Source organism: Patulibacter sp. SYSU D01012 (assembly GCF_017916475.1).
Lineage (GTDB): Bacteria > Actinomycetota > Thermoleophilia > Solirubrobacterales > Solirubrobacteraceae > Patulibacter.
The window spans coordinates 1,216,942-1,238,837 of sequence record NZ_JAFMTB010000001.1; the positions used below are offsets into that span (position 1 = coordinate 1,216,942).

22 protein-coding genes are annotated in these 21,896 nt (G+C 76.9%); 15 read left to right on the forward strand and 7 right to left on the reverse strand.

The window, feature by feature from the left end; genetic code table 11:
* Positions 1-4 precede the first annotated feature (4 nt).
* Entirely contained in the window at positions 5-358 is a 354-nt protein-coding gene (gene rplQ, locus J3P29_RS05525; RefSeq protein WP_210492028.1) for a 50S ribosomal protein L17, read from the forward strand.
* Positions 359-465: 107 nt separating this feature from the next.
* Entirely contained in the window at positions 466-969 is a 504-nt protein-coding gene (locus J3P29_RS05530; protein WP_210492029.1) for a DUF1707 domain-containing protein, read from the forward strand.
* Here the strand turns inward: J3P29_RS05530 and J3P29_RS05535 are convergent.
* Genes J3P29_RS05535 through J3P29_RS05550 form a run of 4 tightly spaced genes read right to left on the reverse strand, consistent with a single transcriptional unit; the run spans position 966 to position 4,538 of the window.
* Positions 966-1,571, reverse strand: a complete 606-nt coding sequence (locus tag J3P29_RS05535) for a response regulator transcription factor (protein ID WP_210492030.1) — start codon at positions 1,569-1,571, stop codon at positions 966-968. The genes J3P29_RS05530 and J3P29_RS05535 overlap by 4 nt on opposite strands.
* Positions 1,568-2,800: a sensor histidine kinase gene (locus J3P29_RS05540; RefSeq protein WP_210492031.1), complete on the reverse strand. Its 1,233-nt coding sequence runs from the start codon at positions 2,798-2,800 to the stop codon at positions 1,568-1,570. The genes J3P29_RS05535 and J3P29_RS05540 overlap by 4 nt, the downstream gene beginning before the upstream one ends.
* 3 nt (positions 2,801-2,803) lie before the next feature.
* Positions 2,804-3,583 (reverse strand): ABC transporter permease, encoded by a 780-nt coding sequence (locus J3P29_RS05545; RefSeq protein WP_210492032.1) that lies wholly within the window; start codon positions 3,581-3,583, stop codon positions 2,804-2,806.
* A gap of 46 nt (positions 3,584-3,629) precedes the next feature.
* Positions 3,630-4,538: an ABC transporter ATP-binding protein gene (locus tag J3P29_RS05550; protein WP_210492033.1), complete on the reverse strand. Its 909-nt coding sequence runs from the start codon at positions 4,536-4,538 to the stop codon at positions 3,630-3,632.
* 127 nt (positions 4,539-4,665) lie between these two features.
* Here J3P29_RS05550 and truA point away from each other — a divergent pair, with 127 nt between their 5' ends.
* The 13 genes from truA (at position 4,666) to J3P29_RS05615 (ending at position 18,218) form a co-directional block, all read left to right on the forward strand.
* Positions 4,666-5,472: a tRNA pseudouridine(38-40) synthase TruA gene (gene truA / locus J3P29_RS05555; protein ID WP_210492034.1), complete on the forward strand. Its 807-nt coding sequence runs from the start codon at positions 4,666-4,668 to the stop codon at positions 5,470-5,472.
* A 40-nt stretch (positions 5,473-5,512) separates the two neighbouring features.
* Entirely contained in the window at positions 5,513-6,373 is an 861-nt protein-coding gene (gene surE, locus J3P29_RS05560) for a 5'/3'-nucleotidase SurE (protein WP_210492035.1), read from the forward strand.
* Between the two features lie 69 nt (positions 6,374-6,442).
* Positions 6,443-8,674 carry an NAD-dependent DNA ligase LigA gene (gene ligA, locus J3P29_RS05565; RefSeq protein WP_210492036.1) on the forward strand — a complete coding sequence of 744 codons (2,232 nt, stop codon included), beginning with the start codon at positions 6,443-6,445 and terminating at the stop codon, positions 8,672-8,674.
* Positions 8,675-9,308: 634 nt separating this feature from the next.
* Positions 9,309-10,082 (forward strand): GntR family transcriptional regulator, encoded by a 774-nt coding sequence (locus J3P29_RS05570; RefSeq protein WP_210492037.1) that lies wholly within the window; start codon positions 9,309-9,311, stop codon positions 10,080-10,082.
* Entirely contained in the window at positions 10,079-11,056 is a 978-nt protein-coding gene (locus J3P29_RS05575; protein ID WP_210492038.1) for a cysteine synthase family protein, read from the forward strand. The genes J3P29_RS05570 and J3P29_RS05575 overlap by 4 nt, the downstream gene beginning before the upstream one ends.
* Positions 11,053-11,862, forward strand: a complete 810-nt coding sequence (locus J3P29_RS05580; protein WP_210492039.1) for a VOC family protein — start codon at positions 11,053-11,055, stop codon at positions 11,860-11,862. Before J3P29_RS05575 ends, J3P29_RS05580 begins: the two co-directional genes overlap by 4 nt.
* Positions 11,863-11,875: 13 nt before the next feature.
* Entirely contained in the window at positions 11,876-12,868 is a 993-nt protein-coding gene (locus tag J3P29_RS05585; protein WP_210492040.1) for an ABC transporter substrate-binding protein, read from the forward strand.
* A gap of 2 nt (positions 12,869-12,870) precedes the next feature.
* Positions 12,871-13,689, forward strand: coding sequence for an ABC transporter permease (locus tag J3P29_RS05590; RefSeq protein ID WP_210492041.1), 819 nt, complete (start codon positions 12,871-12,873; stop codon positions 13,687-13,689).
* Positions 13,686-14,468, forward strand: a complete 783-nt coding sequence (locus J3P29_RS05595; RefSeq protein WP_210492042.1) for an ABC transporter permease — start codon at positions 13,686-13,688, stop codon at positions 14,466-14,468. The genes J3P29_RS05590 and J3P29_RS05595 overlap by 4 nt, the downstream gene beginning before the upstream one ends.
* A gap of 33 nt (positions 14,469-14,501) precedes the next feature.
* A complete protein-coding gene (locus tag J3P29_RS05600; protein ID WP_210493003.1) occupies positions 14,502-15,236 on the forward strand; it encodes an ABC transporter ATP-binding protein in 735 nt (244 codons plus the stop codon).
* The gene (locus J3P29_RS05605) at positions 15,233-16,210 is read left to right on the forward strand and encodes a zinc-binding dehydrogenase (protein WP_210492043.1); all 978 of its coding nucleotides are present in this window, start codon (positions 15,233-15,235) and stop codon (positions 16,208-16,210) included. The genes J3P29_RS05600 and J3P29_RS05605 overlap by 4 nt, the downstream gene beginning before the upstream one ends.
* Complete coding sequence (locus J3P29_RS05610) at positions 16,207-17,793, forward strand: class I adenylate-forming enzyme family protein (RefSeq protein ID WP_210492044.1); 1,587 nt, start codon at positions 16,207-16,209, stop codon at positions 17,791-17,793. Before J3P29_RS05605 ends, J3P29_RS05610 begins: the two co-directional genes overlap by 4 nt.
* Positions 17,790-18,218 carry a PaaI family thioesterase gene (locus J3P29_RS05615; protein WP_210492045.1) on the forward strand — a complete coding sequence of 143 codons (429 nt, stop codon included), beginning with the start codon at positions 17,790-17,792 and terminating at the stop codon, positions 18,216-18,218. Before J3P29_RS05610 ends, J3P29_RS05615 begins: the two co-directional genes overlap by 4 nt.
* Before the next feature lie 65 nt (positions 18,219-18,283).
* On the opposite strand, the gene J3P29_RS05620 is transcribed toward J3P29_RS05615, so the two are convergent.
* From J3P29_RS05620 to J3P29_RS05630, 3 genes are read right to left on the reverse strand one after another with little or no spacing between them, the layout of a single operon-like run.
* Positions 18,284-19,591 (reverse strand): D-alanyl-D-alanine carboxypeptidase, encoded by a 1,308-nt coding sequence (locus J3P29_RS05620; protein WP_210492046.1) that lies wholly within the window; start codon positions 19,589-19,591, stop codon positions 18,284-18,286.
* Between the two features lie 42 nt (positions 19,592-19,633).
* Entirely contained in the window at positions 19,634-20,782 is a 1,149-nt protein-coding gene (locus J3P29_RS05625; protein WP_210492047.1) for an adenylate/guanylate cyclase domain-containing protein, read from the reverse strand.
* Positions 20,779-21,891: a histidinol-phosphate transaminase gene (locus tag J3P29_RS05630; RefSeq protein WP_210492048.1), complete on the reverse strand. Its 1,113-nt coding sequence runs from the start codon at positions 21,889-21,891 to the stop codon at positions 20,779-20,781. The genes J3P29_RS05625 and J3P29_RS05630 overlap by 4 nt, the downstream gene beginning before the upstream one ends.
* Between the last annotated feature and the right edge of the window lie 5 nt (positions 21,892-21,896).

The window sequence follows — 21,896 nt, forward strand, 5'->3', positions numbered from 1 at the left end:
AACGATGCGTCATCAGAAGACCCGCCACAAGCTCAGCCGCGACAGCGCGCACCGCAAGGCCCTGCTCCGCAACCTCTGCAAGGAGGTCATCGAGCACGAGCGGATCAAGACGACCGAGGCGAAGGCCAAGGCGCTGAAGCCCGAGATCGAGCAGCTCATCACGCTGAGCAAGCGCGGCGACCTGCACGCGCGCCGCCAGGTGCTCTCCACCCTCGGTCAGGACAAGTTCTCGGCCTACAAGCTGTTCGAGGACATCGCGCCGCGCTACGCCGAGCGTCCCGGCGGCTACACCCGCATCCTCAAGCTCGGGCCGCGCAAGAGCGACGCGACCGAGATGGTCCTCATCGAGCTCGTCTGAGCCCGGACCGCACCGCTTTCGGCACGACGGCCGCCCCTCGGGGCGGCCGTCGTCGTTCCTGGGCTCGGCGGGTGGTGGCCGGCCCGGCGCGGAGCTACCCTCGGGGGGTGGCCGACCGGTCCTCCAGCCCCTTCGGCGCCTTCGCGGACGTGCGCGACCTGCGCGTCGGCGACCGCGAGCGCGACGCCGCGCAGGCGGAGCTGGTCCGCGCCTACGCCGCCGGGCGGATCGACGCGGACGAGCTGGAGGAGCGCCTGGGCGTCGCGGCGCAGGCCCGCACGGCGCTCGAGCTGGCCGGCGCCTTCCGCGGGCTGCCCGGCGCCGCGGCGCGCGTGGCGACCGCGCCCGCCCGCGCCCGCGGCGCGGCCCTGGCCCGCGGGGCGGACCGGGCCGCGATCCGCGTGCACGCCGCGACGTTCGCCGGCGCGAACGGCGGCGCGGTGGCCCTGTGGGCGGTGGCCGGGGCGGGAGCCCCGTGGCCCCTGGCGGTGCTCCTCCCGTCCGGAGCTCTGCTGGCCGGCCACGTCGCCGTGCGCCGCCGGGTGCGGCGGGCCCTCGTCTCCCGGCGCGGTCCCACCCTCGGCCGGCCGCAGCGCCGGGCCGGGGCCTAGAGCCAGCCGAGCTCGCGGGCGCGCCGCGCGGCCTCGACGCGGTTCGCCGCCCCGGCCTTGCCGATCGCCTGCGACAGGTAGTTGCGGACGGTGCCCTCCGACAGGTGCAGCGCGGCGGCGATCTCGCCGATCGGGCGACCGTCCTCGGCCGCGGCGAGCACGTCCCGCTCGCGGGGCGTGAGCGGGCTCTCGCCCGCCGACAGGGCGGCGGCGGCCAGGTCGGGGTCGACCACCCGGCCCCCGGCGTGCACGCGTCGGATCGCCGCGGCGAGCTCCTCGGCCGGCCCGTCTTTGACGAGGAACCCGCCGGCTCCCGCCTCCATCGCCCGCCGCAGGTACCCGGGCCGGCCGAACGTCGTCAGCACGACGACGCGCGTGGCGGGCAGCTCGGCGCGGAGGGCCGCCGTCGCGGCGATCCCGTCCAGGCCCGGCAGCTCGATGTCGAGCAGCGCGACGTCCGGGCGGTGCTCGCGGGCGGCGGCGAGGATCTCGTCCCCCCGCCCGACCTGCGCGATCACCTGCAGGTCGTTCTCCAGGTCCAGGAGCGCGGCCAGCGCGCCGCGCACGAGCGCCTGGTCCTCGGCCAGCAGCAGCCGGATCACGGCCGGGCCCCCGCGAGCGGCACGCGTGCCGTGACCGTGGTGCCGCCCACCGGGCCCGGTCCGACGGTCAGGACGCCCCCGAGCGGCGCGAGGCGCTCGGCCAGGCCGGTCAGCCCGTGGCCGTCGCCCGCGCGACGGCCCGCGGCGTCCGGGGCGACGGTGCGCGGGGCGAGCGACGCGGGGCCGTCGTCGGTCACCGTCGCGACGACCGCGTCGTCCTCGTGGGCCACCGCGATGCGGCAGCGGCGCGCGTCGGCGTGCCGCAGCACGTTGGTGGTCGCCTCGCGCACGACGAACGCCAGGACCGCCTCGACCTCGGGCGGGACGGGCCGGTCGGGCAGGGCCGTCTCCGGCTCGGCCCCGGCGGCGCGCAGGGCCGCCGCGGCGGACGCCAGCTCGGTCGAGAGCGGCCGGGAGCGGTACCCGTCGACGACCTGCCGGACCTCGCGCAGGGCGTCGCGCGCGACGGCGCGGACGTCGCGGACCTCGGCGGCGGCCTGCTCCGCCCGTCCGCGCTCGAGCAGGCGCTCGGCCAGCTCGGCCTTGACCGCCACGACGGACAGCGAGTGCCCGAGCAGGTCGTGCAGGTCGCGGCCGATCCGCGCCCGCTCCTCCGCCACCGCGAGCCGGGCGTTGCGCTCGCGGGCGGCGTCGAGCGCGGCCTCGAGCTCGCCGCGGCGCCGCACGCCGTAGGTGACCGAGCCCGCGACGAGGATGGCGAACGCGATCGTGACCAGGTCGCTCGCGTCCCGGGTGCCGTGCGCCAGCAGCAGGCCGTCGGCGAGGACGACGAGCGCCGGCGTGGCGACGAACGGCCAGGGGCGGTCGAGGAGGACGGCCAGGACCGGCGCCACGAACGCGAGCGTGGCGACCCACTCGCCGCCGAGCGCCGCCGACAGCGTCAGCGCGACCGCGGCCAGCGCCGCCGCCCGCGCCGCCATCTCGCGGTCGCCGGCCGCGCCGGCCGGCGGCTCCAGACCGGACTGCCGCGCCGTCCGCGCCCGCCGCGCGCCGACCATCCGGGCGAGCGTCGTCAGGTACAGCGCGACGAAGACCGCCAGCCCCGCGCCCGCGGCGATCCGCTCGCCCAGCGGCGGGCCGTCGTCGGCGACCAGCGTGCGCGCCGCCGGCAGCAGGTAGACGAGCCAGATGCCGCCGCCGAGCTGGGCGAACCACGGCTGGCGGTCGCGCGGCGGGACGGGCGGGATCGGGGCGACGGGCGCGGTCATGGGTCAGCGGTGGGCGGTCCCGCGGCGCCAGGCCACCGTGGCGGCGGCGCCGAGGGCCACGGCCCACGCGGCGATGATCGCGCAGTCGGCGGCGGCGACGCCCGTGCCCGCCGTGATCGCCCGCGCCACCTGTCCGACGTGGTAGGTCGGCAGCACCTGCGCGACGTCGTGGAGCCACGCCGGGAACTGCGACGGCGGCACCCACAGGCCGCCGAGGGCGGAGAGCCCGATGTAGCCCACCATCGTCGCGGCCTGCGCCGTCTCCGGCGAGCGGAACGCCGCGCCGGTCAGCACCCCGAGGGCGGTGGTGGTGACGGCGGACAGCGTGAGCGCGACGACGAGCTCGAGCCACTGCGCGGTGCTGATCCCCGCCGCGCCGAACCGGCCGACCGCCCCGACGACCGCGGACGAGCACGCGGCGAGCAGCAGGCCCGCGACGAGCTTGCCGAGCACCGCGGCGGCGGGCGAGAGCGGGGTGGCGCGGAGCTGGCGCAGCCAGCCGCTGACGCGCTCGGCGGCCAGGCGCGGGCCGGTGGCGAACAGCCCGCCGCCGATCGCGCCGTACGCGGCCATGCCGGCGACGAGCATCCGGGAGTCCGCGCGGTCGGCGTCGCCGGAGAAGACGAGGAGCATCAGCACGGGAACGAGCAGCGTGAGGAGTGCGGCGCGCGGGTTGCGCAGCGTGCGCGTCACCTCGAGCCGCACGTACGCGACGGTCGGGCCGAGCCGGCGGCGCGGGGCGGCGGGGACGGCGGTGGGGGCGGGGACGGCGGTGGTCGACATGGTGGCGGTGGGGTCGGGGTGGGGGCGGGGGCGGGGGACGCGGGGCTCAGCGCCAGCCGCCGTCGGCCATGGACAGGAACGCGTCCTCGAGGCCGGCGGGCCGCACCTCGAGCTCGCGGGCGTCGGGCCGGGCGGCCAGGAGCGCGCGGACGGCGGCGTCCGCGTCGGTGCATGTCAGGGCCACGCGGCCGTCCGGACCCTCGGCGGCGGAGGCGACGCCCGGCAGGCCGCGCAGCTCGGCGGCGACCGCGTCGGTGCGGACGCGGACGAGCGTGCCGCCGGCGCGGGCGGCGACCTCGGCGGGCGTCCCGTCCGCGACGACCCGCCCGCCGGCGAGGACGACGACGCGGTTCGCGACGGCCTGGGCCTCGTCCAGGTGGTGGGTGGCGAACAGCAGGCCGCGGTCGCCGCCGATCTCGCCGCGCAGCGCGCGCCAGAAGTCGCGGCGCACGCTCGGGTCCATCGCGGCCGTCGGCTCGTCCAGCACGAGCAGCGCGGGGTCCGCGACGAGCGCGAGCGCCAGCCGCACCCGTTGCGCCTGGCCGCCGGAGAGCGCCCCCGAAGGCCGGTCGGCCAGGTCGGCGGCGTCGGCGAGCGCGAGCGCGCGGCGCGGGTCCATCGGCCGCGGGTACAGCGCGGCGAAGAGCGAGACGAGCTGCAGCACCCGGGTGCCGTCGGGCAGGCCCGCGTCCTGCAGCATCGCGCCGACGCAGCCGTCGGCGACGGCGCGCTCGGCGGGCCGGCCGCAGACCGTCGCGGTGCCGGCGGTCGGCCGGGCCAGGCCCAGCAGGACTGAGACGAGCGTCGACTTGCCCGCGCCGTTGGGCCCGAGCAGCGCCACCGCCTCGCCGGGCGCCACGCGCAGGTCCACGCCGTGCAGGACGGGGCGCGCGCCGTACGACTGCTCGACGCCGCGCAGGTCGAGGAGGAGGCCGGTTCCGGGGTGCTCTCGCATGGTGGATCCATCCTGCGCCCGGGCCGCCGCGCCCGGTAGAGCCGGCCGTCACGACCTGCCCGTGACATCCGTCATGGGTGCCCCGGGCGGCGGCGGGACCCGCGCGTGCGGGAGGATGGCCCGCGCAGTGAGCAGCGTCCGCCTGGAGATCGAGTACGACGGCACCGACCTGTACGGGTGGGCCGAGCAGCCGACGGCGCGCTCCGTCCACGGCGAGCTGGCCCGCGCCCTGTCGATCGTCCGGCGCGCGCCGACGGAGCTCGTCGTCGCGGGCCGCACGGACCGCGGGGTGCACGCCGTGGCGCAGGTCGCCTCGTACGAGGGCACGCCGCCCGACCTGCGGGGCGTGAACGCCCTGCTCCCGGCGGACGTGGCGGTGCGCAGCGCGACGGTGCTCGACCGGCCGTTCGACGCTCGGCGGATGGCCACCAGCCGCACCTACTGCTTCCGCCTGTTCGTCCGCCGGACGCCCTCGCCGTTCGGGCAGCGGCATGCGCTGTGGTGGCCGCACCGGCTGGACGACGACCTGCTGCACGCGACCGCCGAGGCGATCCTGGGCCAGCACGACTTCACCGCCTTCACGCCCGCGCAGACGCAGCACGTGTTCTTCCGCCGCCGGATCCTGCGCGCGCAGTGGGTGCGGCACGGCGACTTCCTGGACCTGTGGATCGAGGGCGACGCCTTCATGCGCCACATGAACCGCATCCTCGTCGGGACGATGCTGCAGGTCGCCAACCGGCGGCGCACCCTCGAGGACTTCGTCGCCCTGCTGGACGGTGCCCCGCGCGAGGCGGCCGGCCCGACGCTGCCCCCGCAGGGCCTGCACCTGGCGGGCATCGGCTACCCCGACGAGCTCGGCGGCCCCGCGCGCCCGCCGCTGGGCTGGGGCGCGCCGCCGTGGGAGCCGGAGCGCGCGTCCGCGGCCGTCCGCTGACGCGCGCGGCCGCGCCGCGTGGGCGTACGCTGGGAGGGGCATGACGACCCGCGTGCTCCTGACGAACGACGACGGCGTGCACGCGGACGGGCTCGAGGCCCTGCGCCGCGCCCTCCTGCGGCTGGACGGCGTCGACCTGCGTGTCGTCGCCCCGGACGGCAACCGCTCGGCGATGGCGCGCTCCATCACCGTCCGGCGCCCCCTCTGCGTGCGGGACGTGACCTTCGACGACGGCACGACGGGCGTCGCGACGGACGGCACGCCCACCGACTGCGTCCGCCTGGCCGCCCACGGCGTCATCGACGGCTGGCGCCCCGACCTGGTCGTCTCTGGCATCAACCACGGGGCGAACATGGGCGAGGACGTCACGTACTCGGGCACCGTCGCCGCCGCGCTCGAGGCCGTCGTGCACGACATCCCCGGCGTCGCGGTGTCGATGGCCTCGCCGCACGGCGACTGGTCGCTGCGGCGCGAGCACACGTGGGACTTCGGCGTCGCCGCCGAGATCGCGGCGCGGATCGTCGGCGAGGTCGAGCGCGTCGTCGCCCGCGACGGCGCGCTGCCGCTGCCCACCCGGACGGTCCTCAACGTCAACGTCCCCCACCACGACTCCGGGTGCGCGCCGCTGGCCGTCGAGGTCACGCGCCTGGGGCAGCGCCACTACCGCGACGAGCTGCAGCCCGTGGAGACGCACCCCGACGGCTCGCGCACGTACTGGCTCTACGGCACGCAGCACGGCTTCGCGCCGACCCCGGGCACCGACCTGCACGCCGTGGCGGCCGGGCACGTCTCCATCACGCCGCTGCACCTGGACCTGACGCGCGAGGCCGCGATCGCGCCGCTGGCCGGCCACGACTTCGAGGGCCTGCTGGACCGCATCGGCGAGATGCTGGAGGACTGAGCGGCCCGCCACCGCGACGCCGCACCGCGGTGCGGGCCGGGACGCGCACCGGGAACGTATGCTCGGGCGGTGAGCCCGAGCGCCCCGTCGAAGGACCCCGCCGCCCGCGCGGCCGAGCTCCGCGAGATCGTCGAGCACCACCGCAAGCGGTACTACGAGCAGGACGATCCCGAGATCGGGGACGACGAGTACGACGCCCTGTTCCGCGAGCTCGAGACGCTCGAGCAGGAGCACCCCGAGCTCGCCCGCCCGGACTCGCCGACCCAGCGCGTCGGCGGGGCCCCGCTCTCCAAGCTCGAGAAGGTCCGCCACGAGCAGCCGATGCTCTCGCTGGCCAACGCGCGCACCGCCGAGGAGCTGCAGGGCTGGGTCGACCGGATGACCACGCACCTCGGCCGCGAGGGCATCACCGACCCCGACTTCCGCTTCGTCGTCGAGCCGAAGATCGACGGCCTCGCGATGAGCCTGCGCTACGAGGACGGGCTGCTCGTGCGCGCCGCGACCCGCGGCGACGGCGAGGTCGGCGAGGACGTCACCCACAACGTCCGCACGATCCCCGACGTCCCCCTGCACGTCGAGGGGGCGCCGGCGGTGCTCGAGGTGCGCGGCGAGGTCTACATCAAGCTCGAGGACTTCCGCCGGGTGAACGAGAAGCGCGCCGCCCGCGGCGAGTCGACGTTCATGAACCCCCGCAACTCCGCGGCCGGCGCGATCCGCCAGCTGGACCCGAAGGCCGCGAAGGAGCGCCCGCTCTCCTTCTGGGCCTACGGGGTGGGCGTCGTCGCCGCGTCCGCCGCCGGCGAGGCCGAGCAGGAGGGCGTGCAGGGCGGCACGGCGGCGGGGGTGGGCGAGGTCCTCGGCGTCTCGGGCCACCACGGCACGCTCCTGTGGCTGAAGGAGCACGGCTTCCCCGTCAACGAGGACGTGTCCGTCGTGGCGAGCGTCGACGACGCGGTGGCGGCCTGCGAGCGCTGGGCCGAGCGCCGCGACCGCCTGGCGTTCGAGATCGACGGGGTGGTCCTGAAGGTCGACGACTTCGAGCTGCAGCGCCGGCTGGGCGCCGTCGGCCGCGACCCCCGCTGGGCCATCGCCTGGAAGTTCGCCCCGCGCACCGCGGTGACGCTGCTGAAGGAGGTCATCTGGAGCGTGGGCAAGTTCGGCGACCTGCACCCGTACGCGTCGCTCGAGCCGGTCAACGTCTCGGGCGTCACGGTCTCGCAGGCGACGCTGCACAACGAGGAGGACCTGGCGCGCAAGGACGTCCGCCCCGGCGACCGCGTCATCGTCCTGCGCGCCGGCGACGTCATCCCGCAGGTGATCTCGCCCGCCCCGCACGAGGCCGAGCGCGAGGACCGCGGCCCGAAGCCCGCGCCGCCGGCACTCTGCCCTAGCTGCAAGCACCCGACGGAGAAGCCCGAGGACTCCGTCTTCACCCGCTGTCCGAACCGGGGCCGTTGCCCGGGCCAGCAGTGGCAGCTGCTGCGGCACTACGTCTCGCGCGGCGCGATGGACATCGAGGGGCTGGGCGAGAAGCAGGTCGCCCAGCTGCTCGACAAGGGCCTCGTGCGCAACGCCGCCGACCTCTACGACCTGACCGCGGAGCAGCTGCTCGAGCTCGAGGGCTACGGCGAGGTGTCCGCCAACCGGGTCATCGCCGCGATCGACGCGTCGAAGGAGCGGCCCTTCGCGCGCGTCCTCTTCGGCGTCGGCATCGAGGAGGTCGGCGAGATCACCGGCCGCAACCTCGCCGCGCGCTTCCGCACCATCGACGCCCTGCGCGCCGCGACGCCCGAACAGCTGGCCGCCACGCCCGGCGTGGGCGAGAAGATGGCGCGGATCATCCACGAGCGCCTGCAGGACCCGGCCGTCGGCGAGGTCTTCGACCGCCTGCGCGCCGCCGGCCTGCAGCTCGAGGTGCCGCAGACCGAGGGGGACGCCGGGGACAACACCCTGCTCGAGGGGCTGACCGTCGTCCTGACCGGCACGCTGCCGTCCCTGACGCGCGAGGACGCCACGCAGCGGCTGCTCGCGGCGGGCGCCCGCGTGACGTCGTCCGTGTCGAAGAAGACGGGCGTCGTCGTCGCCGGCGAGGCGGCCGGGTCGAAGCTGGAGAAGGCCGAGCGCCTGGGCGTGCCCGTGCTCGACGAGGACGGCCTGCAGCGCCTGCTGCGCGAGGGGCCGTCCGTCCTGGAGCCGGTCGGGGGCGAGGACGAGACGCACCCCGACGGGGTGGCGCCGGACGCCGCCCGCGACCCGGAGGGCGACGCGGGCGTCGACCCCGACGCGCCCCCGGCCGACTGACCCCGGCGGCGGCCCGCCGTCGGCGCCGGGCGGCCCGTCGACCGGCTCCCCGCCGGGAGCGCGCTCGCCCGGCCCGGCCCGGCCCGGGGCCCGCCGGGGTCGGCGTGCTACCGTCGATGGGCCGGCACACCGCGTACGTGGCTGGGGCGTTCCGGCGTCCACCTCGGTACCGCCCCGTTCGCGGGGGACTGCCTGAGGGGTCACGAGTGTCAGTCTGCCCAGGCTCGACACGAGGTCCTGGGATGTAGTTGTAGGTAGGCGTGGTGTAGGTCGGTGAGGACGGGCGGGTCGCAAGACCCGCCCGTTTCTCCGTTCGGGGCCGCCGAGCCTCCGCGGGCGCGGCCTCGCCAGCCGCTTGCCGACGTCGTCGCGCCGCGCGCGCCCGGCACGCCGCCGCGGTCTCCTCGTCCGGCGGCGCCGTCCTCGGCCGGTCGCGGCGCCCGCGCTCGGCACGCCGCCTCGGCCGGAGCGCCGTGCTCGCGGCCCGCCCGGTCCTCGGCGGACCGCCGCCGCGTACGCGGGCCGTCCGCGCCGGTCCCGACGGGCCGCCCGCCCCGCCGGACGACCGGCGGCGACCGCCGCCCGAACCGCCTAAAGGCCTAAATCCCCTAGGTCTTCCGGGGATTGTGCTTAGATGTCAGTCGCGGTGGTTGATATATCAGCGACATCCGGCCGGGACGCCGTCCCGGTGGCGGCGGCGCCCAAGGGCACGCAGGCCCAGCGGGCGTACGACGCGCTGCGCCGGCGGATCATCCGCTGCGAGCTCGCGCCCGGGCGGACGTTCACCGAGGCGTCGGCCGCCGAGGAGCTCGGCATCGGCCGCACGCCCGTCCGCGAGGCGCTCGCCCGCCTGGCCCGCGACGGCTTCGTCGTCGTCGCGCCCCGCGCCGGGTGCCGCGTCGCCGAGGTCACGCTGGGCGACGTCATGGAGCTGTTCGAGCTGCGCGAGCCGCTCGAGGCGAAGGCCGCCGAGCTGGCCGCGGCCCGCATCGACGAGACGGGGCTCGCCGAGCTGCAGCGCCTGACTGACGTCCCCTTCGCCGCGGACGCCGGCGACGCGGCCGGCCTGGCCGCCTTCCTCGGCGCGAACACCGCCTTCCACGCCGCCCTCGCGGGCTTCGCCGGGAACGGCCGCCTGGCGACCGCGCTCGACGGCATCGCCGACCAGCTCGAGCGACTGCACTGGCTCGGCGTCCCGACCAGCCCGCGCGTGGCCGACCTGCTCGGCGAGCACCACGAGATGATCGCCGCCCTCGCCGCCCGCGACGGGGAACGCGCCGCTGCGCTCGCGGTCCGGCACTGCCGCACCTCGCGCCAGGTCGTCGTCGACGCGGTGCTCGAGTCCGGCGCGCTCCGCGACGCGGCGATCCACCGCGAGCACCACGACCACCGCGAGGCCCGGCGATGACCCTGCGCACCGCCCGCACGTCCCCCGCCAGCTGGCACGCCGTCGGCCGGGCCCTGCTCGCCGACGGGCGCTACCGCGGCACCCCGGTGCTGCGTCTGGAGGACGCCGACCACGACGTCGTCGTCTGGGCGAAGCTCGAGTACCAGCTGCCGAGCGGGTCGACGAAGGACCGGGTGGCGTCCGCCATCCTGGGCGAGGCGATCTGCGCCGGCGAGCTCGCGCCCGGCGACCTCGTCGTCGAGGCGTCGAGCGGCTCCACGTCCATCGCCCTGGCCATGTGCTGCGCGCAGATCGGCCTGCCGTTCCGCGCGGTGATGCCCGAGGGCGTCTCCCGCGAGCGCGTCCTCATGATCGGCCGCTACGGCGGCGAGGTCGAGCTGACCGCCCCGTTCGCCGGCCTACGCGGGGCCCTCGACCGGGTGGAGGAGATCGCCGTCGGCGACGGCGCCTTCGCGCCCCGCCAGTTCGCCAACCGCGTCAACCTCGAGGCGCACCGTCGCGGCACGGGCGCCGAGCTCGTCGACCAGACCGGCGGCGTGCTCGACGGCTTCGTCGCCGGCGTCGGCACGGGCGGCACGCTCATGGGCATCGCGCACGCGCTGCGCGACCGCGGGTCGAACGCCCGCGTCGTCCGCGCCGTCCCGTCCGCCGGCGGCCCCTGCGGCGGCGACCCCGAGGTCTCGAGCGCCATCCCCGGCGTCGTCGAGGGCTTCAGCGACCTCTACCGCCCCGCCGAGGTGCTGCTCGACGGCGAGATCGTGGTGCCCGACGCCGAGTGCCTGACGACCACCCGCCGCCTGTGCGCGCAGGGGCTCCCGGTCGGCCCGTCGAGCGGCCTCAACTACGCCGCCGCCGTGCGGCTGGGCCGCGAGCTCGGTCCGGGCGCGCAGGTGGGCACGGTCTTCTGCGACCGCATGGAGCGCTACTTCTCGACCCCGCTGTTCGCGGACCTGGCGCCCGAGGACGACGCGTGAGCGCCCCGCTGCTCGACCTCGTCACGGGCGAGGAGCCCGACGCGCGGCTCGACCACGCCGTCCTCGTCGTGCCCGACCTGGACCGGGCGGAGGCGCGCCTGGCCGCGATCGGCCTTCCCGTCCGCGGCGGCGGCCGCCACGACGGCCACGGCACGGTCAACCGGCTGATCCCGCTGCGCCGCGGGTACCTGGAGATCATCTCGGTCGACGATCCGGGCGCCGCCCGCCGCAGTCCGATCGGGTCCGACGTGCTGCGCGCGCTCGAGGTCCGCGGCGGCGGCCTGGCCGGGTTCGCCGTCGAGCCGCGCGCCACCGACGCGGGGCGCGCGCTGGCGGACGGCCTCGCGGTCGGCGCGCCGCTCGTCGTCTCGCGCACCGGGCCGGACGGCGTCGCCACCGGCTGGCGCATGCGCTTCGCGCCCGGGCAGGCCATGACCGGCGCCCACCCCTTCCTCCTGACGTGGGACGCCGGACCGCCGGCGCCGGCCGACGGCCCCGGGCCGACCGGCATCGACGGCCTGGCCGGCGTCCGCGTCGCGCCCGGCGGCGCGGACGCCTGGTACCGCGACGTCCTCGCGCCCGCCCTCGGCGGCTCCGTCGCCCCGGCCGCCGGCGCGGGCCCGCCTGCCGGCACGGCGCTCGCCGCCGTCCACCTCTCCGCCGCCGCGCCCGCCACCGTGCGGGGCGCGGCCGCCGCCGCCGGGATCCCGGTCGACGGCGACGATCTCGTCCTGCCCCCGGACGAGTTCGGCCCCGGCGCGCGCCTGCGCGTCGTCGCTCCCATCGCCCCTTCCACCCATCCCTGAACGGACCATGACCATGACTCGCACACGCCTGGCGACCGGCCTGACGGCGACCGCCGCCGCCCTGGTGCTCGCCGCCTGCGGCGGCTCCGACGACTCCTCGTCCTCCTCCGGCACGTCCGGCGAGGGCGGCGGCACGACGAAGATCTCCGTCGGCGTCATCCCCACGGCCGACATGGCCCCGCTGTACCTGGGGATCCAGAAGGGCTTCTTCAAGGAGGAGAAGCTCGACGTCACGCCGCAGCAGGCGGAGAGCGGCGCCGCCATCGTGCCGTCCGTCGTCGCGGGCTCGAACCAGATCGGCTACTCCAACTTCGTCTCGCTGCTCACGGCGAAGGACAAGGGCCTGCCCGTCCAGGCGCTCGCCCCTGCCGCCTCCGACGGCGACGACCCCGAGAAGGACGTCTCGCAGGTCGTGGTCAAGAAGGGCAGCGCGATCAAGGACGCGAAGGACCTCGCGGGCAAGACGATCGCGCTGAACTCGCTCAAGAACCTGGGCGAGGTCGTCGTGCGCGAGTCCGTCGCGAAGGCCGGCGGCGACCCGGACTCCCTCAAGTTCACCGAGCTGCCCTACGCCGACATGAACGCCGCGCTCGAGCAGGGCCGCGTCGACGCGATCTGGCAGCTCGAGCCGTTCCTGACGAGCGCGAAGGCCGACGGCGCCGTGCGCATCCTCTCGACGTTCGTCGACGCCGTGCCGAACTCGACGCTCGGCGCGTACTTCACGATCACGAAGTACGCCGGCGAGCACAAGGACGTCGTCGAGCGCTTCGACCGCGCGATCGGCAAGTCGCTCGAGTACGCCGCGGCCCACACCGACGAGGTGCGCGACGTCGTCGAGAGCACGCTGAAGGTCCCCGCCTCGACCGCGAAGACGATGAACCTGCCGGTCTGGACGGCGAAGATGGACCAGAGCACGGTGCAGCCGCTGGCCGACCTGGCGAAGAAGTACGGGGTCATCTCGAAGGATCCCGACCTGAACGCCCTCCTCGGGGGCCAGACCCGCTGAGCATGGCGACCGCGAGCGGACAGCCCGTGCGCCGCCGGCGCACGACGGCCCGGGGAGCGGCGTCCGCCGTCTCCCCGGTGCTGACGACGCTCGCGGTCCTCGCCGTCCTCGAGCTCCTCACCCGGACCGACGTCCTGCCCCGGCGGTACCTGCCGGCGCCGACGACGATCGTGGGCGAGCTCGTGCGGCAGCTCGGCGACGGCGACCTGTGGACCGCGCTGGGGCAGACCCTCGGCGGCTGGCTCCTGGGGCTCGCCATCGCCATCGCCATCGGCGTGCCGGTCGGCCTGGCGCTCGGCGGCTCCGACCTGCTGTGGTCGGCGTTCCGGCCCGTCGTCGAGTTCCTGCGGCCGATCCCGTCCGTGGCGCTCGTCCCGCTCGCGGTCCTGACCCTCGGCACCGGCCTGCAGAGCAAGCTGCTGCTCGCGGTCTACGCCGCCGTCTGGCCGCTCCTGATCCAGGCCGTCTACGGCATCCGGGACGTCGACCCGGTCGCCCGCGAGACCGCCCGCGTCTACCGGGTGCGCGGCCGCGACCGCTTCCTGCGCGTCACCCTGCCCGCCGTCGCGCCGTACCTGGCGACCGGCCTGCGCGTGTCCGCCACGACCGCGCTCATCCTCACCGTCACCGCCGAGCTCATCATCGGCGCGCCCGGCCTGGGCCAGGCCGTCAACGTCGCCCGCCAGGCCGACAACCCGCCGCTCGTCTACGCGCTGCTCGTCGTCGTCGGCCTGCTCGGCTGGGGCCTGAACGCCGTGCTCGCCCGCCTGGAGCGCCGCCTGCTGCGCTGGCACCCCGGCCGCCGGGAGGCCGCCCGATGAGCGCCCGCGCCCGCCGCACCCTCGGCCGCGTCCTGGCCGTCGCCACCCCGCTCGCGCTCATCGCGATCTGGTGGGCGTGGTCCGGCTCCGCCGAGAGCTTCTACTTCCCGCCGCTGAAGGACATCCTCGACACGTTCGTCGACGTGTGGCTGGGGCCGCGCCTGGTCGACGACGTCCTGCCCAGCCTGCGCCGCCTGGCGCTCGGGTACGCGCTCGCCGCGCTGCTCGGCGTCGGCCTGGGCGTCCTCCTCGGCCGCGCCCCCGGCGTGCGCCGCGCGACCGGCCCGATCCTCGAGTTCCTGCGCGCGATCCCGCCGCCGCTGCTCATCCCCGTCGGCATGCTCGTGCTCGGCGTCGGCGACGGCATGAAGGTCGCGGTGATCGCGCTCGTCTGCCTGTTCCCGGTGCTGCTGAACACGACCGACGGCGTCCGCGGCGTCGACCCCGTGCTGCTCGACACCGGCCGCACGTACGGCCTGTCGCGCGCCACGACGCTGCGGCGGATCGTGCTGCCGGCCGCCGCGCCCCAGATCGTCGCGGGCCTGCGGACGAGCCTGGGCATGGCGCTCATCCTCATGGTCATCTCCGAGATGGTCGCGAGCCAGAACGGGATCGGGTTCACCATCCTGCAGGCCCAGCGGACCTTCGCCCTGCCCGAGATGTGGTCGGGGATCCTGCTGCTCGGGATCCTCGGCGTCGTCCTGAACGCCCTCTTCGCGCTCGTCGAGCGCCGCGCGCTGCGGTGGCAGCGCGGGGCCCGCCGGCGCCAGAACGCCTAGGAGCCCACCGTGCTCGAGATCCGCGACCTGCACATGGCCTACGGCGACTCCGTGGCCGTCGACAACGTGACGATGACCGTCGAGGACGGCGAGCTCGTCTGCGTCGTCGGCCCGTCCGGCGCCGGCAAGACGACCCTGCTGCGCTGCATCGCCGGGCTGCAGGCCCCGACGGCGGGCGAGGTCGTCCTCGGCGGGCGCCGCGTCACCGAGCCGCCGCCCGAGCTGGCGGTCGTCTTCCAGGAGTACGGGCGCTCGCTCATGCCCTGGATGACGGTGCGCGACAACGTGGCGCTGCCCCTGCTGCGCACCGTGCCGAGGGCCGAGCGCGCGCAGCGCGTCGATCGCGCCCTGGACGCCGTCGGCCTGTCGGCCGCCGTCGACCGCCACCCCTGGCAGCTCTCCGGCGGCATGCAGCAGCGCGTGGCGATCGCCCGCGCGCTGGCGTACCAGCCGCAGCTGCTGCTCATGGACGAGCCGTTCGCCTCGGTCGACGCGCAGACGCGCGCCGACCTGGAGGACCTCGTCCTGCGCCTGCGTGCCGAGTACGGGATGACCGTGCTCTTCGTGACGCACGACATCGACGAGGCCGTCTACCTGGGCGACCGCGTCGTGATCCTCGAGCCGTCCCCGACGGCGGTCCGCGAGTCGCTCCGGGTCGACCTGCCGTCCCCGCGGGACCAGATCACCACGAAGGAGCTGCCCGCCTTCGCGACGCTCCGGGCGCACGTCTACCGTCAGATCAAGCGAGACAAGGAGGCCGCCGCATGAAGGCAGCCCTGATCGTCGAGCGCGGCGGGCCCGAGGGCCGCGTCGTCGCCGAGCACCCCGAGCCGCAGCCCGGTCCGGGCGAGGCCGTCGTCCGCGTGCGCGCGGTCGGCCTGAACCACCTGGACATCTTCGTGCGGCGCGGGGTCGCCGGCAAGCACCTGCCCCTGCCGCACGTCTCGGGCGGCGACATCGCGGGCGAGGTGCACGCGCTCGGCGAGGGCGTCACGGGCGTGCAGGTCGGCCAGCGCGTGCTCGTCGATCCGCTCGTCGACAACAAGGCGCTGGGCGAGGACCTGCCCGGCGGCCTGGCCGAGTACGCGGTCGCCCCGGCGAAGAACCTGATCCCGCTGCCCGACGCGGTGACCTTCGAGCAGGCGGCGTCGCTGCCGATCGCGTACGGCACCGCCCTGCGCATGCTCATCACGCGCGGCCGGCTGCAGGCCGGCGAGACCGTCGCGATCCTCGGCGCGTCCGGCGGCGTCGGCGTCGCGTGCGTGCAGATCGCCAAGCTGACGGGCGCGAAGGTCATCGCGTGCGCCGGCACGCAGGAGAAGCTCGACCGCCTGCAGGCCCTGGGCGCCGACGTCCTCGTGAACTACCGCGAGGAGGACTTCTCCAAGCGGATCTGGACCGAGACCGGCAAGACCGGCGTCGACATGATGGTCGACTACACCGGCGCCGACACGTGGGAGGGCTCGGTCCGCGCGACGAAGGTCGGCGGCCGCATCGTCACCTGCGGCGCGACGTCGGGCTACGACGTCTCGATGTTCCTGCCCTACGTCTGGGTGCGCGAGATCGACATCCTCGGCTCGAACGCCTGGACGCGCGACGACCTGCAGCAGCTGCTGGACTGGATCGGCGAGGGCAAGCTGGAGCCCGTCGTCCACGGCGTCTTCCCGCTCGAGGAGATCCACGAGGCCGAGCGGCTGCTCGAGGACCGCGAGGTCTTCGGCAAGGTCCTGGTCCGCCCGTGACCCCGCCCGCCCCGGACGCCGCCGCCCGCGAGCACAACCTCGCGGACGTCCTGCTGCGGGACGCCCTGGCGCGCACGCCGGACGCGACGGCGATCGTCCAGGGCGACCGCGCGCTGTCCTTCGCCGCGCTCGACGCGCGCGCGGGGGAGGCCGCCGCGCGGCTGCGGACGCTCGGGGTGGCCCCGGGCGACCGCGTCGCGCTGCTGTACCCGAACGACCCCGGCTACCTCGTCGCCTTCCTGGGCGTGCTGCGCGCCGGGGCGGTCGTCGTCCCGCTCTCGTCGCGCTCGGGCCGCACCGCGCTCGGCGTCGCGCTGGAGGACGCCGCGCCGCGGCTGGTCCTGGCGCACCCGGACCTGGTCGCGCTGGCGCGCGAGCTGCGCCCCGACGCGCTCGTGGCCCCCGCCGACGGCCCGTGGCGCGACGCCGCCGGCGCCGAGGCCGGCGCCCCGGGCCCGGACGCGGACCGCAGCACCGCGCCGGTGCGTCCCGACGACGTCTGCATGCAGCCCTACACGTCCGGCTCCACGGGCCGGCCGAAGGGCTGCGAGCTCTCCCACCGCGGGCAGGCGTGGAACGCCCGCGCCAGCCGCGCCGCGTGGTCGATCGGGCCCACCGACCGCGGCCTGGCGGCCGCGCCGCTCTACCACGCCAACGCGATGATCTGCGTGGTCGAGCCCTGCCTGCTGGGCGGCGGCACGATCGTCCTGGCGGAGGACCCGGCGCCCGCCGCGATCCCCGCGACGATCGAGCGCCACGCCTGCACGTACACCACCGGCGTCCCCGCGACGTACGAGATGCTGCTGCGCGCGGGCGAGGACGAGGCGCGCGACCTGTCGTCGCTGCGCTTCGTCGTCTGCGGCTCCGCGCCGCTCAGTCCGGAGCTGACACGGCGCATCACCGGGCACCTGGGCGTGCCGGTCGTCGAGGCGTACGGCCTGACGGAGGGCGGCCCGCAGGTGCTCGTCAACACGCCCGAGGACCCGGGCGTGCCCGGCAGCGCCGGCCGGCCGATCGGCGACGGCGAGGTCGCGCTGTCCGCGCTCGACACGCCCGCCGACGCGACGGACCCCGCGCCCGTCCCCGACGGCGAGGTCGGCGAGCTGTGGGTGCGCAACCCCGGCGTGCTGCTGCGCTACCACGGCCTGCCGGAGCAGACGGCGGCGAAGGTCACGCCGAGCGGCTGGCTGCGCACGGGCGACCTGGCGCGCCGCGACGCCGAGGGCCGGTACTTCATCGCCGGCCGCCGCGACGACGCGCTGAGCGTCGGCGGCGAGACCGTGCACCCGCTCGAGGTCGAGACGCTGCTGCGCCGCGCGCCCGGCGTCCACTCCGCGGCGGTCGTCGGCGTGCCGCACGCCGTGAAGGGCCAGGTGCCCGTCGCGTTCGTCGTCCCGCGCGACCCCGCGGCGGCGCCGACGGCGCAGGAGCTGAAGGACTTCACGCTGCGGGAGGGCGCGCCCTACGCGCACCCGCGGCACGTCTGGATCGTCGAGGACCTGCCCCTGAGCGGTCCCGGCAAGGTCGACAAGCGGGCGCTGACGGCCGAGGCCGCGCGCCGCACCGAGGAGGAGGCCGCGTGAGCGCGACCGAGATGGCCCTGGACGAGACCGAGCTGCGGCGGATCGTCGAGACCCCGCCGCTGCACCGCTGGCTCGGCATCGCGCTGACGGAGGCCCGCCCGGGCGAGGTCGTGATCGAGCTGCCCTACCGCGAGGAGCTGCTCGCCACGCCGGAGCCCGAGAACGGCTACGTGCACGGGGGGATCGTCGCCACGCTGCTCGACCTGGCGGGCGACTTCGCCCTGGCGACCCTCGTGGGGCGCGGCATCCCGACGATCGACCTGCGCGTGGACTACCTGCGCCCGGCGCTGCCCGGCCGCGCGCTGCGGGCGACGGGCACCGTCGTGCGCTGCGGCCGCCGCCTGGGCGTGGCCGACGCCGTCGTCGTGGACGCGGAGGACGGGCGCCAGCTCGCCGTCGCGCGCGGCGCCTGGGCCACGGGCTGAGGGGCGCGTCGGCGGACGGCCCCGCAGGGCCGCGGTCGTCCGGCGTCGATCGCGGCGCCCGGCGACTACCCGACGGACGCGAGGCGCGCGACGAAGCGGTCCTGGAAGCGGTGCGCCGCGTAGGTCGTGCCGCTGTTCTGCAGGATCGCGAAGGCGACGTCGCGGCCGCGCCGGGTGCGGCAGAAGCCGGCGAGGGCGGACACGCCGTTGAGCGTCCCCGTCTTCGCCTGGCAGCGCCCGACCGCGGCGGTGCCGCGCATCCGGCGGGCCAGCGTGCCCGTGCGGCCCGCCTGCGGGAGCGCCGCGCGCAGCACCGGGCCCGTCGTCGCGTCGTCGTTCAGGCGCAGCAGCAGCCGCGTCACCATCGTCGGCGACACGGCGTTCGTGCGCGACAGCCCGGAGCCGTCGTAGATCCGCGGGGCCGCGCCCAGGACCGGGCCGAGCGTCGCCCGCAGGCGCCGGCCGCCGGCCTGCGTGGTGGCCGCGCCCGCCTCGGCGCCCGCGCCGGCGCAGGCGAGCTCCTGGGGTGCGGGGGCGTAGCCGGCGGGCGCGGGCAGCGCGAGCACCGGCGGCAGCCCCGCCGCGACCCGGCAGGCGGACTCCACGCCGTCGCGGGCGACGAGATCCTTCAGCAGCGTCTCGGCGTAGAAGTTGTCCGACGGCCCGAGCGTGGCGGCGGCCAGGCGGGCCAGCGGCGGCCCCTGCACGCCGGCGAGCGTCGGGGCATCGCTCGGCGCGGCGCCCGCGCCGAGCTTGCCGCGGGCCTTCAGGCCCGCGGCGTTGAGGCCCGAGCGGAAGACCGAGGCCGCGCGCTGCGCCGGATCGGTGCCGGCGCCGCGGTCGACGGTCAGCGCGCCGAGACGCCCGCCCATGTCGCGGTCGGTCCCGCGGCCGGTGCGCGCCGCGCCGCGCCAGTCGTCGAAGGCGGTGTCGTCGGCGAGCACGCGGCCGTCCAGGCGCGTGACGCCGAGGGCCGCCAGCGCCTCGGCGGTCTGCCCGGCCAGCCCGCGGACGGTCGCCGACGTGAGCGTCGGGTCGCCGCCGCCCACCAGGTACAGGTCGCCGACCCACGCCGTGCCGTCGGCCGCGCCCGTCGCCACCACCCGCGTCCGCGGCGTCCACTCGGGGCCGAGCATCCGCAGCGCCGTCCCGACGGTGAAGAGCTTCGTGACCGACGCCGGGATGCGCCGCACGTCGCCGCCGCGGCTGAGCAGCGTGCGGCCGCTGCGGGCGTCGACGACGACCAGACCCGAGCGCGCCCCCAGCCCGGCCGTCGACGGCATCGCGGCGGACGCCGTGCCGACGACGGCGAGGGACAGCACGGTGGCGGCCGCGGCGGCGGCACGGACGGCGGTCGGGCGCAGGCGGGGCATCGCCGCGGCAGGGTACCGGCCGCGCACCGCTCCGGCGCCGGGTCAGGCGGGCAGGGCGGGGTGGACGCCGCTGCGCCAGCGGGCGTCCTCGTCGATGCGCGCCCGGTGCAGCGGCACGCGGCCCAGGCCCTTCAGCCGCACGCGACCGATGCCGGTCCACGCGATGCCGGCCTGGTCGCCGACCCGCGTGCGCGTGGCGTCGTCGGCCAGGACGCTCTCGGGGCGCGCGGTGGCGCAGACGCGGGCGGCGCGGTTGACGGCCGGACCGAACCAGTCGCCGGCGCGGGGGACGGCGTCGCCGGTCGCCACGCCCGCGCGCAGCCGCGGGAAGTCCTCCTCGGCGGCCACCCGCTCCTGCAGCGCGAGCATGGAGTGCAGGACGGGGAGGGGGCGCGGGCCCTCGAGCATCACCGCGTCGCCGATCGTCTTGACCACCCGCACGCCGTCGCCGCACGCCTCGCGGGCCAGCTCGCCGAGCCGCCCCGCGACGTCGCCGAGCACGCCGGCACCCAGGCGCTCGCCCATGCGCGTGTAGCCGACGACGTCGGCGAACCCGATCGAGACGGCGGTCGCGCCCGCGACCCGGCCGCCGGCGATCGCGTCGTCGTGGAGCTCGACCACGTCGAGCTGCGCCAGGGCGTGCGCGCGGACGAGCAGGCCCACGGACTCCGCCATGTAGGCGTTGACCGGCTCGGCCGCGGCGGCCAGGCGGGCGGCCAGCGCGGCCTCGGTGTCGCCCGTCCGGGTCAGCGCGGAGCCCATGCCGATGATCGCGGCGGAGCCCAGACGGCCGGCGTGCTCGCCGAGCGCGCGGCACAGCTCGACGATCGCGTCGGCGTCCATGCCGGCGTCGGTCATCGCGGCGACGAGCGCGGGCAGCGCCTCGTCGCGGGCCTCCCAGACGAGCTCGTGCTCCTCGGGGATGGGGACCTCGGACGCCTGCAGCACCCGCTCGAACAGCTCGGGGTCGACGCCGGTGGCGGCGACGAGATCCAACGTCGAGCGGTCGGGCGTGCCCCGCAGCACGGCCTGCACCGACAGGAGCGGCAGGCGCCCGGCGCGCGCGGCGGCGCGGATCTCCTCGACGTCGTGGCCGTCGCGGAGCAGGCGGGCGACGAGGGCGCGGCGCGCCCGCAGCGCGTCGCCGGTCAGGCCCGCGACCAGGTCGGCGGGCGGCTCGGGCCCGCTCACGCGTCCCGCCCGGCGCGCAGCACGGCCGCCACGCGCTGCGTCGTCGCGGCGTCCCGCACGCCCAGGCGCACGTGGTGCTCGTCGCCCAGCGGCGTGCCGCTCTGCACGGTGACGCCGCCGCGGGCCAGCGCCTCGTGCAGCGCGGCGCCGTCGCGGTCGGGGGCCCGGACCCACAGGGTGCACGACTGCGAGGGGTGCACGAGCAGGCCCAGGTCCGCGAGCGCGGCGGCCAGCTCGTCCCGCGCCGCGGCGTTGCGGCGCACGCGGCGGTCGACGACGTCGGGGGCGTGCCGCAGCGCGGCCAGCGCGCCGGCGAGCGCCAGGTCGGACAGGCCCAGCACGGGCGTCAGCGCGCGGAGCAGGTCCCGGGCATCGTCGCCGGGGCCTGCGACGGCGTAGCCGCAGCGCAGGCCGGCCAGCCCCCACGCCTTCGAGAACGAGCGCACGACGACGAGCCGCGGGTGCGCGTCCGTCAGGCGCAGCGTGGCGTCCGGGTCCTCCGCGGTGACGAAGTCGCGCAGCGCCTCGTCGAGGACCACGACGACCCGCTCGGGCAGGCGGCCCAGCAGCTCCGCCAGGACGGGGGCGCGCAGCAGCTCGCCCGTCGGATCGTGCGGACTGCCGAGCACGACCATCCGCGTGCGCGGCGTGACCGCGGCGAGCAGGCGCTCGGGGTCGAGCGACGGCACGGTCACCGCACGGGCCCGGGCGTCGCGCGCCATCAGCGGGTAGAGCGGGTAGCCCGGCCACGGGAAGACGAGCTCGTCGTCCGGCCCGAGCAGCTCGTTCGCCGCGCGCGCCAGCAGGCCCGACGCGCCCTCGCCGATCGCGATGCGCGCGGCGTCGACGCCGTGCCGCTCGGCGAGCGCGGAGCGCAGCGCCACGTCGCGCCCCTCGGCGTAGCGGTGCAGGCCGCGGCGGGCGTGGAACGTGATCGCGTCGACGACCTCGGGCGGCGGCAGCTCGTGCCAGGTCGTCCGGGACAGGTCGATCGGCTCGACGTGGGCCAGCGCCCGCGCGCGCCGCTCCTTCGCCTGCTCGCGCAGCCCGGAGTTGACCTCCTCCTCCGTCAGCCCCTCGAACTGGCGGTAGTACCCGAAGAGCCCCATGCCGC